The following is a 15,967-nucleotide window of genomic DNA, read 5'->3' on the forward strand; positions in this document are numbered from 1 at the left end:
GGGCTCGGTGCATCTCGCGTCAGGCGCGCGCAGGTGACCGCGGCCGCGCTGCCTGGCGTCGGGGATGTCCGTGCTGCGTGCTGCGTGCTGCCGGCGGTTTTGCGGGCGTGTGGTCGTGCGGGTGTGGATACCCGGCAATCCCGCGGCGAAGTGCTGCGGCCGAATGATTGACTCGGTTTCATTGAAGTCGCGGTATCCCAGCACCAGGACACCCCGATTTCCGCAAAACCGAGTCGATCATTGCTTGAGCGGCCTCGTAGCCACGCGTTGACCTGACGCAGCACGGACATATCCGCAGAAAGGGCACCCTCCGGCAAGGGGGCGGTCCTTCGGAGCTGAGGCCGGTTTGAACGCAGCCCGGTGCGGAGGGTCGGCGCCACAGGTCGAGGTCCGTCGGGGCACCCCTCCTGCCCGCCTCGCCCCGTTGATCATGAAGTTATTGTCAGGACACGCCGAGATGGACGGCTATAACTTCATGATCGACGGGTTTGGTGGGCTTGGTGGGCGGGCGGGAGTGGGCGGGGATGGGGTTCTTGCGGCGGGTTGGGGTTTATGGGGTTCTGTGGGATGGCGATCGGGTGCTGGTGGTTCGGGACGGGGTGGGCGGTGAGTTTCCCGAGGTGTGGCGGCTGCCGGGAGGTGCCGTCGCGCACGCCGAGCATCCCGAGCGTGCCGTGGTTCGTGCCGTCGCCGAGCAGACCGGGCTGACCGTTGCGGCGGGTCGACTGCGGGCGGTGGTCGCAGACGTGACCAGCTATCCGGAGGACGTCTCGCTGCACACCGACCGGCTGTTCTTCGAGTTGACCCAGCGTGATGAGCCGGCGGCTGAGGCTGGTGGTGGGTTGGTTGATCGCGTTGCTTGGCTCACCCTGGCCGAGGCGGCGGGGTTGTCGCTGACACCGTTCACCGCCGAAATGCTCGGCCTGCCGGTCACGCCGCTGCCGCCCGGGTCGCACCGGCCGGGTCAGTCGTTTCCGCCGCCGCACCCCGATCGCCGGCTGCGCTTCGGGGCGTACGGGCTGGTGACCGATCCGGCAGGGCGGATCCTGCTCACGCAGATCGCGGACGGCTATCCGGGGGCTGGCTTGTGGCACCTGCCCGGTGGGGGTACCGATCACGGTGAGCAGCCGACCACCGGGTTGCTCCGGGAGTTGGTCGAGGAGGGTGGTCAGCTCGGTCGGGTGGTCGAGCTTCTCGGGGTGGACAATCTGCACAACCCTGCCGCGCTCGGCCCGGAAGGTCGGCCGTTGGACTGGCACGGCGTACGGGTGATCTATCGGGTGTTGGTGGACGTACCTACCGATGCGGTGGTCACCGAATCCGCAGGGGGCTCGACGGCGAGGGCCGGCTGGTTCACCCGCGCCGAAGCTGTTGACCTGCCGTTGAGCGACATCGCTGCGCTGGCAATCGGACAGAGTGGCCGATAGCACGCCGCTCGGTGAGCCGAACTGGTGACCCTCCGGTACAGTCAAAGGCGGGAATGGTGGAGGAAACGGGCGATGAAGCCCGGGATGGGAACAAGCGAGCGGTTCGAGCGGTTTAAGCCAGATATAAGTACCGCCGGCAGCTATCGCCAAGCCATGTTCTCCCATGCGATGGTGTACTCCGCAAAACGGCTGCCGGGCCACGCAAGGTCCGGCACGAGACAGCCGGACACCCGCCCCCCACGGCGGTCAGCCGATCCGGTGATGGAGGAAACGTGCCGAGAGCCCCATGGCGCCGGCGTCGTACTACTGACAGTCCGCGCCCCGCAGGGCGTCGCTGGGCGGGCAGGTTGCGCCGCAGCAGCACGTTCGCCCGCCAGGTGCTCCTGGTCCGGGTCGGTCGTCGTGACGACGACCTGCACGGGACCGACCTGGTTCCTACCGAGCACCGGTACGCCGACCGGCAGCGCCGTCGTTACGGCCTGGACCGGCTCAGCCGGCCGGCTGTCAACGTCGGTCGGGCGGAGATCGAGGCGGTGATGCCGGTCAGCCCGGCGATGCCGCCGATGGCGTACGCCGACGAGGCGTCCGCCGCGACCATCCCGCTGCTTCCCGGCGAGCGCACCATCGCCCGTCGGATGAAGTTCGGCCTGGTCAACGCCTGCACGCTGGCCAGCCTGATGCTCGGCATGCTGGCCATCTTCCTGGCGATGCAGGGCGAGGTGCGCATCGCCGCGCTCTGCCTGATCGCCTGCGTCGCCTTCGATGGTCTGGACGGCGCACTGGCCCGCCGACTCGGGGTGGCCAGCCCGTTCGGCGCGCAGATGGACTCGCTCGCCGACATGTGCTCGTTCGGTCTCGCCGCGCCGGTCGTGGTCTACGCCTCGCTCGCCGGCTCCGTCTCCACCGCCGCGGCGGCGGTGGCGTGCGCCCTGGTCGCGGCCTGTGCCGCTATTCGACTGGCCCGCTTCAACGTCTCGCCGAAGGACGGCCGCTTCTTCTGCGGCGTGCCGACCACGATGGCGGCTGCGGTGCTCGCCCTGACCGTGGCGATCGGCCTGCCGGTGCCCGGGGCCGTGCTGGTCGCCGGGGTGGCGCTGCTGGCCTTCGCGATGGTTTCGAGCTTCCCGTACGCCAAGCTCGCCCGCCTGGTGAAGCTGCCCCCGTGGCTCTGGCTGGCTCCGGTGATCGGCGCACTGGTCGACATCCGGATCACGTTCGCGCTGATCGTGGTGGGTTACCTGGTCAGCGGGCCGGTGCTCTGGCTGCGGCAGCGTCGCACCGCCTGAGCCCAGCACATCGCGCCAAATGAGCACAGCACGCCGCACCACCTGAGCACAGCACCACGTACCACTTGATTGCAGCAACGAGAAAGGGGCGCCGCGGACAGCGGCGCCCCTTTCCTCGTTCGTGGGTCAGCGCCAGCGGGCGATGACCGTGGAACCGCCGACGACCTTGTCGCCCGGCCCGACCAGCGGGTCAGCGGCATCGGCCGGCAGGTAGACGTCGGTCCGGGAGCCGAACCGGATCAGCCCGAAGCGCTCGCCCCTGGCCAGCAGCGCGCCGATGGGCGCGCGCTGCACGATCCGGCGGGCGATGAGCCCGGTGCGCTGCGCGACCACCACCGTGCCGCGAGCGGTGTCCAGCACGGTGTACGCCGCCACGTTGTGCTCGGCGTCCGGCTTCATCGCGTTGACGAAGCCGCCGTCGGCGACGAAGTAGTCCACCACCTTGCCGGCGACCGGGGACCGGTTGACGTGCACGTCCAGCACCGACAGGAAGACCGCGACCCGGAGCCACTCGCCGTCGCCGAAACGCTCGTCGTGCAGCCGCTGCACCGACAGGACCTTGCCGTCCGCGCTGGCGACCACGGCGCTCGGGTCTTCCGGCACGTCCCGCTCGGGGTCGCGGAAGAACGCGGCGACCGGCCCGGCGGCCAGCGCCGGCAGCAGCCAGAGCTTGGACGACGGACGCGCCACCCGGGCCAGCGCCGCGAGGCCCAGCGCGATGCCCGCCGCGGCCACGCCGTTGGAGTCGATGTGCATGCCGCGGGTCAGCGGAACGCTCGACGGGCGGTGCGCGGGGGCCAACCTGTCGGCCGTGGCCGGGCTGGCCGGGGTGAACCGCAGCCGGTAGACCCGCACCGGTGGCGAGTTGCGCAGCACCAGGTCGGCGCCGACGCCGTAGAGCGCGTCCTGTCGAGCCAGCTCGGTGGCCGCGCCGGTGGTCCGGCCCGGCATGGCGATGGTCGCCACGCTCAACACCGCGCCGTCGGAGAGGTATTTGGCCAGGCCCTCGATGCCGCTGCGGGTCTCCTCGGCGGTGCCGGCGAACACCTCGCCGGCGATGACGACCCCGGCGGGCTCGGCCTCGGCCAGCGAGTCGACGACGCTCACCCGGTCGGCGACCCAGCGACCCTGGGCGGTGATGTGCTCGCGGAGCGCGGCAGCGCCGAACGGCTCGGCGGGCACCACGGTGAGCCGGTCACCGGGGAGCAGCGCGTCGATCGCCGCGGCCAGCACTGCGGACTCCGGGCTCGCCCCGACCAGCAGGGCGGCCTTGGGATCGTTGATCCGGGCCAGCTCGGTGACGAGGGTACGGGCGGCTCGCTCGCCGATGCGGACCGGACCGGACCGGCCGGTGGTACGCACGGCGGGGGACTGGGTCATGTCGGGCGGGCTCCTGACGGGGTAGAGACGGGAATCGCGGCGGGACCGCCATGGCGGGACGGGCCGGCCGGCGGAGGCGAGATCTCCACCGGCCAGCATATGCGTCCGTTCGCGTCAGCCGCACCGCCGTAGCGGTGGAGTACGCCCACCCCGGCAGGCGCCCAAGGTCACCCCTGCCCGCGTCGGCCGTCCCGCTCGTCGGCCGACTGGTCGCCGACGGCCTCGACCGGGTGGTCGGGGCGGGTCGGCTCGTCCCCCTCCGCCGGGGCCGGTCGGGTGTCGATCCCGAGGGTCGGCTCCTCGTTCCGGTCGTCGGGCGGGCCGGAGACCGGTGCGGTCTGCTCCTCGGAGGGCGGATGAGCCAGCCAGGCGGGGTGGATCACCTCGGCGGTCGGCGCCTCCGGTGTGGGACCCGAGGCGGGAACGTCCCACGGTTTCGGACCCGAGGGGGGAACGTCCCAGGTGGACCGTTCGGCCTCCCAGACCGGCAGCGGGGCGCCGGAGGTCGGTACGGCGGCACCAGCGGTTGGTACGGCGGCCGCACCGGAGACGGGTGCGTTCGCGCCGGAGACGGTGGCAGCGGTCTCGGTGGCAGCGGCCTCGGTGGTCGCCTCCGGTTGCGGCGACCGGCCTGAGCGCAGGGCTCCGACCAGCCCGAAGACCCCGATCAGGATGAGTGCGCTGGCCAGGAACCAGCCGACCGCGGGGAGCGCGAGCCCGAGCAGCTGGGCGAGCAGCCACCAGCCGGACAGCGCCAGGAACACGAGCCCGAAGGCGAAAGACACCAGATCAGTGCGGTGAGCCTTCACCGGGTCACCTCCAGATTTCCGGCATTGACGTGGACGTAGAGGCGCAGGGTCCCGCCGCCGGGCCCGTCCGCGCCGACGTCGGTGGTCTCCCGCAGGCGACCGTCCAACCCGCCGGACCGGTTGCCGAAGATGTTGGCGTCGCCGGCGTTGACGTCGGCCACCGTGGTGACGTCGACGTTCGGCGGTACGACAACGGTCGCCTGGCCGAAGTTGATGGCGACTGTGACCTGGCTGTCCCGTTTCGTGAAGTCGATGCCGCGCAGGTCGAGCACCGCGTCACCGAAGCTGTTCTCGTATCGGTCGGCGAGGTCGCGATAGTCGGTGGGCGCCCAGGTCACCGCACCGTCGACTCCCCGGATCCGGTCGTAGGACTCGGCGACCGTCGCCGTGCCCAGCGCCGCCGCGGTCACCAGGCCGAGCGCGATGAGCCAGCGGGCCCGGCCGAACCACGTGCCGACCAGCAGCCCCAGCGCGATCGTGGCCAACGCGGCCGCGAAGTATGACGAGGCGCTGATGGCGAAGACGTCCAGCAGGTCGAGCAGGGCGACCACACCGAGGACCAGGAAGATCAACGAGAAGGTCACCGCGCCGAGCGGCGAACGCTCCTTGGGGCGCTTCGGCGGCTTGGGTGGCTTGGGCGGAGGGGGCGCGGCCGGAGTCGGCGAGGCGTACGGGCCGTGCGGCGCGAACGGAGGCCGGTATCCGGACGGCGGAGGGGCGGTCGGATAGCCGGACGGGGCAGCGGGTGCGCCGGTCACGGGTGCCGACGGCCAGCCGACGCTGGGGGCGGCGGTGCTCGGCCAGCCGGTGGAAGGTGTCGGCCAGTCGGGCTGGACAGCCGTCGTGCCGGCCGGTTGCCCCGACACGGGACCAACTCCGGACACGGGACCGACCCCGGACACCGGCTGCGTGGGGGCGGAGAGCTGCGGACCAGCGGTCGGCTGCACGTCGTACGCCATGGTGGGTGTTCCCCCCGTCGTCGCGGTGACGTACGCGGGATCGCCGCCGGCCCCCGGTGTCGTCGTCAGCGGGCCGGTCGACGGCGCGACGCCGTACGACGGCGCTGGCCAGGTCACCGGCGGAACGGGACCGGGCGGGGAGCCGGTCGGCGCGGACGGCGCCGGCCCGCTCGGAGCACCGGGCTGCGAGTTGCGGCTGTCCCGGTTGAGCAGCAGCGCGCCGGCGACCAGGATGGCCGCGCCGAGCAGCACCGCACGGAAGGCGTCGGTGACGATGTAGCCGAAGCTGGCCGCGACCAGGATGCCCAGGACGATCACGGTCACCGGCGACATGCTGGAACGCCCGCGCCCGAGCATCGACTCGACCGGGGACGCGGTGTCGCCCTCGTTCGGGATGATCAGCCAGGCGGCGACGTACACCAGGATGCCGATGCCCCCGAAGAACCCGAGCACCGCGAGCAGCACCCGCCACAGCACCGGATCGGTATTGGTGGCTCGCCCGATCGCCGCGCAGACGCCGGCCAGATACCGTCCCTCGCGTGGCCGGACCAGCCCGTACCGCGAGGTGAAGCCGGTGCCGCCCAGCGGCGGTGGCGGCGCGGACGGACCGGGACCGCCACCCTGCCCGGGTGGTGTGCCCGCGGCGCCGCCGGCTCCGTAACCGGTGCCGGCCGCGAAGCTGGGGCCCGGGCCGGGGGGCGGCGGGTAGCCGCCGTACGGATCGGTAGGTGATGCGCCGGGGTGCGGACCGGACGTGCCGGGCTCGGTCCATCCGCCGGCCGTCGCGGCCGGTGTGGGCGGCGATGTGCCTCCCGGTTGTGCCGACCCGGGACGGGGTGGCGGGGCAGCTTCCTCGGTCATGCTTCGATCCTGCTGCCCGGTGCACCCGTTCGACCTCAGGACCCGACCCTGACCCCACCCTGAGATCCGGGGGCCGGAATGTCGGGGGCGTCCCCGTGGTCGTGAGCGCCGCAGCGTGTGACGATCGAATCACCGACCTCGACCCATCCCGCCACCGTGACAGGGAGCTTCCGATCAGCACCGTGACTTCGCCTCCGCGCCTCTACCGCGCACCGGAGCACCGGATGGCCGCCGGCGTCGCCGCCGGTATCGCCGACCATCTCGGCATCTCGGTGCTGCGGGTGCGCGTCGCGTTCATGGTGCTGCTCGGGCTGAGTGGGCTCGGCCTGCTGCTCTACGCGGCCTTCTGGGCCGTGGTGCCGCTGCGGCCCGGTGACACCGCGGTGCCGCTCCGGCGCGACGTGGCCCAGCTCCTGCCGTTCGTGGGGATCGGGCTCGGTGTCCTGTTGATCCAGGTGATTGTCTTCGACTCGGTCGGCGCGGCGGGCACCGCCGGCTGGCTGGTGGCCATCATCGCGGTCGGCGCCGGGGTCATCTGGCACCAGTCCGCGCCCGAACGGCGGCGGCAGTGGGGCGACACGATGCCGGTGCCGTGGCTCGGCGCGGTCGTCGAGGAGAGTGACCGGCGGGCCTTCGTGCTCCGGTTCATCGGCGGGGGAGTGCTGGTCGCGGTCGGCATCATCGGCGTCGCGGCGGTCTACTCGCCGGCGCAGAACTTCGACGCGGTGATCAATGGCGTGATCTTCGCGCTGGTCGGGCTGGCCGGGGTCGGCGTGGTCGCCGCGCCGGTGCTCTGGCGGACGTACAGCCAGCTCCGCTCGGAGCGCGAGGGGCGCATCCGCGAGCAGGAGCGGGCCGAGTTGGCCGCGATGGTGCACGACCAGGTGCTGCACACGTTGGCGCTGATCCAGCGCAACGCCGGTGACGTCAAGACGGTGCAGCGGCTGGCCCGAGGGCAGGAGCGTTCCCTGCGCAACTGGCTCTACAAGCCCACCGCGTCGCCCAGCGAACGCTTCGCCGCCGCTCTGGAGCAGGCCGCCGCCGAGGTCGAGGACACCTTCGCGATCACCGTGGAGACCGTCGTGGTGGGGGACCGGGAGACCGACGAGAAGGTCGGGGCGCTGGTCGCGGCCGCGCGGGAGGCGCTGGTGAACGCGGCCCGGCACGCTGGCGTGCAGACCGTGTCGCTCTACGCCGAGGTGGAGCCGGATCAGGTCAGCGTCTTCGTCCGGGACCGGGGCAAGGGCTTCGATCCGGATACCGTGGAGGACCACCGGCACGGCGTACGCGGCTCGATCATCGGGCGGATGAAGCGGCACGGCGGACGGGCCGAGATCCGGTCCGGCCCGGGGGAGGGGACCGAGGTTCGGTTGATCCTGCCGATCTCCCGGGACTCGTCCGCAGCGGAGAGGAACAGATGACCATGGCCGAGCAGTCGACCGAGCACCTCGACCCGGCGGAGGCCCGCCCCGAGCGGCTGCGGGTGTTCCTGGTGGACGACCACGCCATGTTCCGGGCCGGGGTGCGCGCGGAGCTGGGCGCCCACGTCGAGGTGGTGGGCGAGGCGAGCACTGTGGCCGAGGCGGTCACGCGGATCGCCGCCGTCGGCCCGGACGTGGTGTTGCTCGACGTGCACATGCCCGACGGCGGCGGACGCGCGGTGCTGGAGGCGATGCGCCGCACCCACCCGCAGGTCAAGTTCCTCGCGTTGAGTGTCTCCGACGCGGCGGAGGACGTGATCGGGCTGATCCGCGCCGGTGCCCGGGGGTATGTCACCAAGACCATCTCCCCGGACGAGCTGGCGGCGGCGATCCGCCGGGTGGCGGACGGGGACGCGGTGTTCAGCCCGCGGCTGGCCGGCTTCGTGCTGGACGCCTTCGCGGCCCGACCGGACGCGCCGGTGGCCGACCCCGAGCTGGACCAGCTCACCAACCGTGAGCGGGAGGTGCTGCGGCTGCTGGCCCGTGGGTACGCGTACAAGGAGATCGCGAAGGAGCTGTTCATCTCCATCAAGACGGTGGAGACGCACGTGTCGAACGTGCTGCGCAAGCTCCAGATGTCCAACCGGTACGAGCTCTCCCGTTGGGCGGCGGACCGCCGGCTCGTGTGACAGCACGTCACCGGGCCGGAGGATCAGACAGACGATCTTTGCGCCCTCGGCCACCCAGCCGTGTGATGGTGCCCGTGCAGCCGTAGTAGACCTCATCCGGACGGGTCGAAAAACGGATGGTGACGTACGTCCCATCGGGCAGAGGTGAGGCCCGCCTCGTACGCGTGGGCCGAACCCAGGTTCACGGGTGGCGCAACGTATTTCCTGCTCAATGCTGCCTGCACCGACCGTTTTATGATCATTTTTCAAGTATCGGCAACGCGGCGGGCAACTAACGGCTTGATAACGGCACCTTCACGGAAGAGGCCAGTTGGTGTCACAGTGGCAGCACCTCACCATCGGTGTGTGGCACTCCGTACGGCCAACGACCACGTCCTCGCCGCTCGCGGCGATTCGTGGCTGTGCCTCCTGCGTCGTGTCGCGCCTCGTCGGTGAGGGAGCCCGGCGGATCGGAACATCAGGGTGTCCCCAAATTCCCTGTGGTCCCGGCGACCCGCGCCTCGGGGTGGTCGGGCGGTGTCACCCCCAAACGTGCGTGAAACCCACGACGGAACCTGGTTAGAAAGAGGAGGCCCCTCGGAATGAGAGTCTCGAAGCGGGCGACGAGCGCAATCGCGCTCAGCGCGGCTGCCGCGCTTGTCGCGAGCGGTTGCTCGAGCGGTGACAGCAACGACGACGCTGCCGCCAGCAAGGACGGCGCGATCACCGTCCACGGCGTCCAGCCGGAGAACCCGCTGGTCCCGTCGAACACCACGGAGACTGGCGGCGGCAAGGTGATCGACTGGCTGTTCACCGGCCTGGTCGAGTACCCGAACGACGGTGGGGCCCCGCGCAACGCGCTGGCCGAGTCCATCAACACCACGGACTCCAAGGTCTTCACGATCAAGATCAAGAAGGGCACGAAGTTCCACGACGGCACCGAGGTGAAGTCGAAGAACTTCGTTGACGCCTGGAACTGGGCCGCCTACTCGCCGAACGGCGCGCAGAACGGCACCTTCTTCTCCGACATCCTGGGCTTCGAGGACACCTACACCACGGACCCGGACGGCGCGGACGGCCCCCAGAAGGCCCCGGCACCGAAGTCCGACAAGATGTCCGGCCTGAAGGTCGTCGACGAGCAGACCTTCGAGGTCACCCTGGCGGCGCCGACCGCGGTCTTCCCGACCAAGCTCGGCTACAGCGCCTTCATGCCGCTCCCGGACGTCTTCTTCACCCAGAAGCCGGAAGAGTTCGGCAAGAAGCCGGTCGGCAACGGCCCGGTCAAGTTCGTGTCGTGGGAGGACAACGTCCTCATCAAGCTGACGCGCTTCGACGACTACAACCTTCGCGACAAGATGAAGGTCAAGGACGTCGACGTCAAGCTGTACCAGGACGAGACGGCCGCCTACGCCGACCTGCTGGCGAACAACCTCGACTTCATGGAGGTTGTCCCCACCTCGGCGCTCGCCGGTGACAAGTGGAAGACCGACCTCGGTGACCGGGGCCTGTCGACCGTCACGCCGTCGACCGCGCTGATCGCGTTCCCGACCTACGACAAGCGCTTCCAGAACCCGAAGCTGCGTCGTGCCGTGTCGCTGTCGATCAACCGGCAGGAGATCTCGGACAAGATCTTCTTCGGTACCCGTAAGCCGGCCGACAGCTGGGCGAACCCGCTGACCCCGGGCGCCAAGCCGGGCAACTGCACCGCCTGCAAGTTCGACCCGGCCACGGCCAAGACGCTGCTGACCGAGGCCGGCGGCTTCACCGGTGAGATGGTCTTCTACTACAACTCGGACTCCAGCCACAAGGACTGGATGGACGCCGTTGCGCAGCAGATCAAGACCAACCTGGGCATCAACGCTCGGGCCGAGGGCGTGCCGACCTTCGCGGTCTTCCGCCAGACCATCAACGCCCACCAGATGAAGGGTCCGTACCGCGCTGCCTGGCAGCAGGACTACCCGGACGTCGAGAACTGGGTGAACCCGCTGTACGTCACCGGTGGCTCCTCGAACGACGGTCTGTACAGCAACAAGGAGGTCGACACCCTGGCGAAGCAGGCCAGCTCCGCGCCGAGCCTGGAGGCCTCGCACGACGCGTTCTCCAAGGCCGTCGAGCTGGTCGACCAGGACGTCCCGAGCATCCCGATCTACTTCTACGGTCAGCAGTCCGGCCACTCGGAGAAGATCAAGAAGCTCGAGCTGAACAACGTCGGCGAACTCGACATCACCTCGGTCGAGCTCTGATCCGAACGGTCTGACCCCGGGTCGGGCTCGCCACATCCGGTGAGCCCGACCCGGGGCCGTTCCGCGACTGGGTGTTACAACACTCCACTCGCACGTTGTCACCACCGTGTCGGCCGTCCGACGCGCCCCCTGTCTGGAGGACCACCCCATGGGCCGTTATCTGTTGAGACGGCTGCTCCAACTCGTGCCGGTCTTCATCGGTACGACGTTCCTGATCTACTGGCTCGTCTGGGCCGTTCCGGGCGATCCGTTCGCCGGCAAGTGCGGCGAGCGACGCTGCCCGGACCAGTACATCGCCTTCATGACCGAGAAGTACCACCTCGACCAGAACGTCTTCGTGCAGTACGCCAACTACATGAAGAACCTGCTCCAGGGTGACTTCGGTCAGACGTTCTCGCAGCGCGAGATCGGTGACATCATCGCCACGGCGTACCCGAACACGCTGAAGCTGGCCCTGGTGGCACTCGCCATCGAGGCCGTGATCGGCCTCGGCGCCGGCGTGCTGACCGGTCTGCGCCGCAACGGCTTCCTGGACAACCTGGTCCTGGTCTCCACGCTCTTCCTGATCGCGCTGCCGGTCTTCGTCGTCGGCTTCGTGCTCCAGTGGCTCCTGGGCGTGCAGTGGGGCATCGTCAAGCCGACCGTCTCCTCCGAGATGCGGTGGTCCGAGCTGATCGTGCCGGGCTTCGTGCTGGGCAGTGCGTCAGTGGCCTACATCGCCCGGGTTGCACGTACGAGCATCGCGGAGAACCGCCGCGCCGACTACGTGCGCACCGCGATCGCCAAGGGTCTGCCGATGCGCCGGGTGGTGGGCGTACACCTGCTGCGTAACTCGCTCATCCCGGTGGTCACCCTGCTCGGCACCGACCTCGGTGCCCTGATGGGCGGTGCGATCGTCACCGAGGGGATCTTCGGCATCAACGGGATCGGCCGTGCGGTGTACCGCGCGATCGTGACCAAGGAGAGCGCCACCGTGGTGGGCATTGTGGTCGTCCTGGTGCTGGTCTATCTCGTGATGAACCTGCTGGTTGACCTGCTCTACGCCGCCCTGGACCCGAGGATCCGTTATGAGTGACCCGAGTACCGCATCAATCGTCAGCACCCCTGGCGCGCACCCGACCGACTCCGCCGCCCCTGCTACCGCAGGTCAGCCGCAGAGCAACGAAAAGCCCCGTGGCCTGCTCGGTGACGCCTGGCGGGACCTCCGCCGCAAGCCGTTGTTCTGGATCGCCAGCGTCCTGATTCTGATCTTCCTGCTGATGGCGGCCTTCCCGGCGCTGTTCGCCCCGGGTGACGCGGTCAACGGATCGCTGTCCCGCAGCCTCGACAAGCCGTCCGCCAATGGCTGGTTCGGCTACGACGTGCAGGGCCGCGACGTCTACGCCCGGGTCATCTACGGCGCGCGGGCATCCGTCATCGTCGCCGTGCTGTCCGTGGTCGGCACCCTGCTCGTCGGTGGTGCCATGGGCATCATCTCCGGCTACCGCGGTGGCTGGGTGGACGGGCTGCTGAGCCGGATCGCCGACGTCTTCTTCGGTCTGCCCTTCGTGCTCGGTGCGATCGTCATCCTGACCACGTTCAACGGTTCGGGCTCCGGCAACAGCAAGGCCCAGATCATGGGCCTGGTGATCGTCTCGCTGATCGTGCTGAGCTGGCCGGTCGTGATGCGCCTCATGCGTTCCTCGGTGCTCGCCACCAAGGAAGCCGACTACATCGTCGCGGCCCGCGCCCTGGGCGCCGGCACCGGCCGGATCATCCTCAAGCACCTGCTGCCGAACTGCCTGGCCCCGCTGCTGGTCTACGGCACGATCATGGTCGGCTCGTTCATCGGCGCCGAGGCCACCCTGTCGTTCCTCGGCGTCGGTCTGAAGTCTCCGGTGGTGTCCTGGGGCATCATGATCAGCGACGGTAAGGATTTCCTCCGAGTCGCGCCAGGGCTGGTCTTCTTCCCCGCCGCGTTCCTCGTCACCGCAGTGCTGAGCTTCGTGATGCTCGGTGAGGCGGTCCGCGAGGCCCTCGATCCGAAACTCCGCTAGGGGATATCCAGTGTCCGACATTCTCGTGTCCGAGCAGTCCGCGCCGGGACCCGGCGGGTCCGGACGTCCCTCCGGCCGGCTGCTCGAGGTCGACGACCTGCGGGTGGAGTTCCGCACCCGGGACGGCGTCGCAAAGGTCATCAACGGGGTCACGTACCACGTCGACGCGGGGGAGACCCTCGCCGTGCTCGGCGAGTCCGGCTCCGGTAAGAGCGTCACGGCGCAGACCATCATGGGCATCCTCGACACGCCGCCCGGCTTCGTCACCGGTGGCCAGGTCCGCTTCCACGGCAAGGACATGCTCCGCATGTCCGACGAGGAGCGCCGCCGCATCCGCGGCGAGGGCATCGCGATGATCTTCCAGGACGCGCTCTCCGCGCTGAACCCCGTCTTCACCGTCGGGTTCCAGATCGCCGAGCAGTTCCGGGTCCGGCGGGGCATGGGTCGCGCGGAGGCCAAGAAGCGCGCGATCGACATGCTCGACCAGGTCAAGATCCCGAACGCCAAGAGCCGGTTCAACAACTACCCGCACCAGTTCTCCGGCGGTATGCGGCAGCGCGCGATGATCGCGATGTCGTTGGCGCTCGACCCGGAGGTGCTGATCGCGGACGAGCCGACCACCGCCCTCGACGTGACCGTGCAGGCCCAGATCATGGACCTGCTCGCCGAGCTTCAGCGTGAGCGGCAGATGGGCATGATCCTGATCACCCACGACCTCGGCGTGGTCGCCGACGTCGCGGACCGGATCGCGGTCATGTATGCGGGCCGGATCGTCGAGGAAGCCAACGTGTACGACCTGTACGCCAAGCCGGCGCACCCGTACACCATCGGTCTGATCGAATCGATCCCGCGCCTGGACGAGAAGGGGCAGCAGCTCCGGACGATCAAGGGCCTCCCGCCGAACCTGATGAACATCCCGCCGGGCTGCCCGTTCAACCCACGCTGCCCGATGGCTCAGCCGGTGTGCCGGGAGAAGATCCCGCCGCTGCTGCAGGTCGGCCGCGACCGGGCCAGCGCCTGCCACTTCGCCGAGGAGCTGGTGAACCGTGTCTGAGAACATCCTCGAGGTCAACGACCTGGTCAAGCACTACCCCGTCACGCAGGGTGTGGTGTTCAGGAAGACCGTCGGTCAGGTCAAGGCGGTCGACGGGGTCTCGTTCGGTCTGCGCGCCGGTGAGACGCTCGGTGTGGTCGGCGAGTCCGGCTGCGGCAAGTCGACGCTCGCCCGGGTGCTGATGAACCTGGAGAAGCCGACCGCCGGCAGCGTGGTCTACAAGGGCCAGGACACCTCCAAGCTGTCCGGTGGGGCACTGCGGCGTCTCCGCCGGCAGATCCAGCTGGTCATGCAGGACCCGTACACCTCGCTGAACCCGCGGATGACCGTCGGCGACCTGCTCGGTGAGCCGTTCGAGATCCACCCGGAGGTGGCGCCGAAGGGCAGCCGCCGGGCCAAGGTCCGCGAACTGCTCGACCTGGTCGGGCTCAACCCGGAGCACATCAACCGGTACCCGCACCAGTTCTCCGGCGGTCAGCGCCAGCGCATCGGCATCGCCCGCGCGCTCGCGCTGCGGCCCGAGATCATCGTCTGCGACGAGCCGGTGTCGGCGCTGGACGTCTCCATCCAGGCTCAGGTGATGAACCTGCTGGAGCAGCTCCAGGGCGAGTTCGGGCTGTCGTACGTCTTCATCGCGCACGACCTGTCGGTGGTCCGCCACCTCTCGGACCGGGTCGCGGTGATGTACCTCGGCAAGATCGTCGAGATCGGCACCGAGGACGAGATCTACGAGCGGCCGACCCACCCGTACACCCAGGCTCTGCTCTCCGCGGTGCCGGTGCCGGACCCGACGCAGCGGAACAACAAGACGATCATCCGGCTCACGGGTGACGTGCCGTCGCCGATCAGCCCGCCCTCGGGCTGCCGGTTCCGGACCCGCTGCTGGAAGGCGCAGGACGTCTGCGCCGAGCAGGTCCCGCTGCTGGAGATCCGACGGGACTCGGACCACCCGAGCGCCTGCCACTTCGCGGAGCGGCGCCAGATCGTCGCCACCCACGAGGCGTGAGTCACCGGAACCGCCTGCCGACGTCACCACGACGACGGCAGGCGGTTTCGTCTGTCCGTGCCCCGGGGCCGGCGCCGCGTGGCGCAGGGGAGCCCACGAGGGGCCCACGGGCCGGGTGAGTCACTGTGGGCCGGCGCGGCTCACAGCGGGCCGCGGCCCGCGCGGAGCAGCAGCAGGGCCAACTGGGTGCCGTCGGCGCCGAGCGCGACCCGGAAGCGCTCCAGGATCTCGCGTTCGCGGGAGAGCACCAGGCGAGTCCCGCCGGACGCCATCCGGGTCACCCCGACCTCCTGGGACAACGCGGCCCGCTCCTGCCAGAGCGTGATCAGGGCGTGGTCGATCTCGTCGATCCGTTCTCTGATCTGCACGATCCGAGCGGAGGCGGACGGCTCCTCGGTGCCGGTCCGTGCCTCTGGCGGCCCGGCGGCCTCGGCCGTCGGCGACAGGGGTGCCGCCGGCTCGCTCCCGTTGGCCGCGGGCTGCTCGGCCTTCGGTCGGGTCGGGCCGCCGCTCTGCTCCATCACGTCTGTCATCATCGGGTACCTCTCGCACTGTGGTGCCCGGTGCCCGGAACCCGGGACGGAAAAAGCCCCGGACTCCAGGAGCCCGGGGCTTTCGTAGGTCTGAATCGATCAGGCGCGACCTACGGCAGCCGGACTCCCGGTGCCGTAGTAAAAGTAGTAGCGCGCAGCGATCACGCCGTCGAGTATGCCCACGTCGGCGCCGGGTGCGCAAGCATTCCGCGGGGAGACGCCGATCTTTGCCCGACTGGCGGGCAGTGCGGTGGGAGCACGCGGTCGGGCACGAGCCGCCGAGC

Annotated in this window: 12 protein-coding genes and 1 pseudogene; 9 read left to right on the top strand and 4 right to left on the bottom strand. The window is 69.9% G+C overall.

Annotated features, from left to right (window positions below):
• Nucleotides 1–524: 524 nt before the first annotated feature.
• On the top strand, nt 525–1,427 hold the full coding sequence (locus tag KBX34_RS16710) for an NUDIX hydrolase (protein WP_210925751.1): 903 nt from the start codon (nt 525–527) through the stop codon (nt 1,425–1,427).
• A 347-nt stretch (nt 1,428–1,774) separates the two neighbouring features.
• Nucleotides 1,775–2,713, top strand: a complete 939-nt coding sequence (locus tag KBX34_RS16715; RefSeq protein WP_210795180.1) for a phosphatidylcholine/phosphatidylserine synthase — start codon at nt 1,775–1,777, stop codon at nt 2,711–2,713.
• Between the two features lie 126 nt (nt 2,714–2,839).
• Here the strand turns inward: KBX34_RS16715 and KBX34_RS16720 are convergent, their stop codons facing one another.
• The 3 genes and pseudogenes from KBX34_RS16720 to KBX34_RS16730 all read right to left on the bottom strand — a co-directional run bounded on the left by KBX34_RS16720 (nt 2,840) and on the right by KBX34_RS16730 (nt 6,722).
• Complete coding sequence (locus tag KBX34_RS16720) at nt 2,840–4,093, bottom strand: phosphatidylserine decarboxylase (protein ID WP_210795178.1); 1,254 nt, start codon at nt 4,091–4,093, stop codon at nt 2,840–2,842.
• A 563-nt stretch (nt 4,094–4,656) separates the two neighbouring features.
• Nucleotides 4,657–4,902: pseudogene (locus tag KBX34_RS34275) on the bottom strand (hypothetical protein); the annotation flags it as partial.
• Nucleotides 4,899–6,722 carry a PspC domain-containing protein gene (locus tag KBX34_RS16730; protein ID WP_210925753.1) on the bottom strand — a complete coding sequence of 608 codons (1,824 nt, stop codon included), beginning with the start codon at nt 6,720–6,722 and terminating at the stop codon, nt 4,899–4,901. The pseudogene KBX34_RS34275 and the gene KBX34_RS16730, both read right to left, overlap by 4 nt.
• Nucleotides 6,723–6,904: 182 nt before the next feature.
• On the opposite strand from KBX34_RS16730, the gene KBX34_RS16735 reads away from it, so the two are divergent.
• The 7 genes from KBX34_RS16735 to KBX34_RS16765 all read left to right on the top strand — a co-directional run bounded on the left by KBX34_RS16735 (nt 6,905) and on the right by KBX34_RS16765 (nt 15,150).
• Nucleotides 6,905–8,143 carry an ATP-binding protein gene (locus tag KBX34_RS16735; protein WP_210795175.1) on the top strand — a complete coding sequence of 413 codons (1,239 nt, stop codon included), beginning with the start codon at nt 6,905–6,907 and terminating at the stop codon, nt 8,141–8,143.
• 2 nt (nt 8,144–8,145) lie between these two features.
• Nucleotides 8,146–8,832, top strand: a complete 687-nt coding sequence (locus KBX34_RS16740; RefSeq protein WP_088950154.1) for a response regulator transcription factor — start codon at nt 8,146–8,148, stop codon at nt 8,830–8,832.
• A 581-nt stretch (nt 8,833–9,413) separates the two neighbouring features.
• Nucleotides 9,414–11,054 carry an ABC transporter substrate-binding protein gene (locus tag KBX34_RS16745; protein ID WP_210925755.1) on the top strand — a complete coding sequence of 547 codons (1,641 nt, stop codon included), beginning with the start codon at nt 9,414–9,416 and terminating at the stop codon, nt 11,052–11,054.
• A gap of 148 nt (nt 11,055–11,202) precedes the next feature.
• Nucleotides 11,203–12,129, top strand: a complete 927-nt coding sequence (locus KBX34_RS16750) for an ABC transporter permease (RefSeq protein ID WP_088950152.1) — start codon at nt 11,203–11,205, stop codon at nt 12,127–12,129.
• Nucleotides 12,122–13,090 (top strand): ABC transporter permease, encoded by a 969-nt coding sequence (locus KBX34_RS16755; RefSeq protein ID WP_088950151.1) that lies wholly within the window; start codon nt 12,122–12,124, stop codon nt 13,088–13,090. Before KBX34_RS16750 ends, KBX34_RS16755 begins: the two co-directional genes overlap by 8 nt.
• 10 nt (nt 13,091–13,100) lie before the next feature.
• Nucleotides 13,101–14,144 carry an ABC transporter ATP-binding protein gene (locus KBX34_RS16760; RefSeq protein ID WP_371409660.1) on the top strand — a complete coding sequence of 348 codons (1,044 nt, stop codon included), beginning with the start codon at nt 13,101–13,103 and terminating at the stop codon, nt 14,142–14,144.
• Nucleotides 14,137–15,150, top strand: coding sequence for an ABC transporter ATP-binding protein (locus KBX34_RS16765; protein WP_210795171.1), 1,014 nt, complete (start codon nt 14,137–14,139; stop codon nt 15,148–15,150). The genes KBX34_RS16760 and KBX34_RS16765 overlap by 8 nt, the downstream gene beginning before the upstream one ends.
• A gap of 140 nt (nt 15,151–15,290) precedes the next feature.
• Here KBX34_RS16765 and KBX34_RS16770 read toward each other — a convergent pair whose 3' ends face one another.
• Nucleotides 15,291–15,686: a chorismate mutase gene (locus KBX34_RS16770; RefSeq protein WP_172862108.1), complete on the bottom strand. Its 396-nt coding sequence runs from the start codon at nt 15,684–15,686 to the stop codon at nt 15,291–15,293.
• Nucleotides 15,687–15,967: the final 281 nt, after the last annotated feature.

Origin of the sequence: Micromonospora sp. M61, from assembly GCF_018070245.1 — a bacterium.
Lineage (GTDB): Bacteria > Actinomycetota > Actinomycetes > Mycobacteriales > Micromonosporaceae > Micromonospora > Micromonospora zamorensis.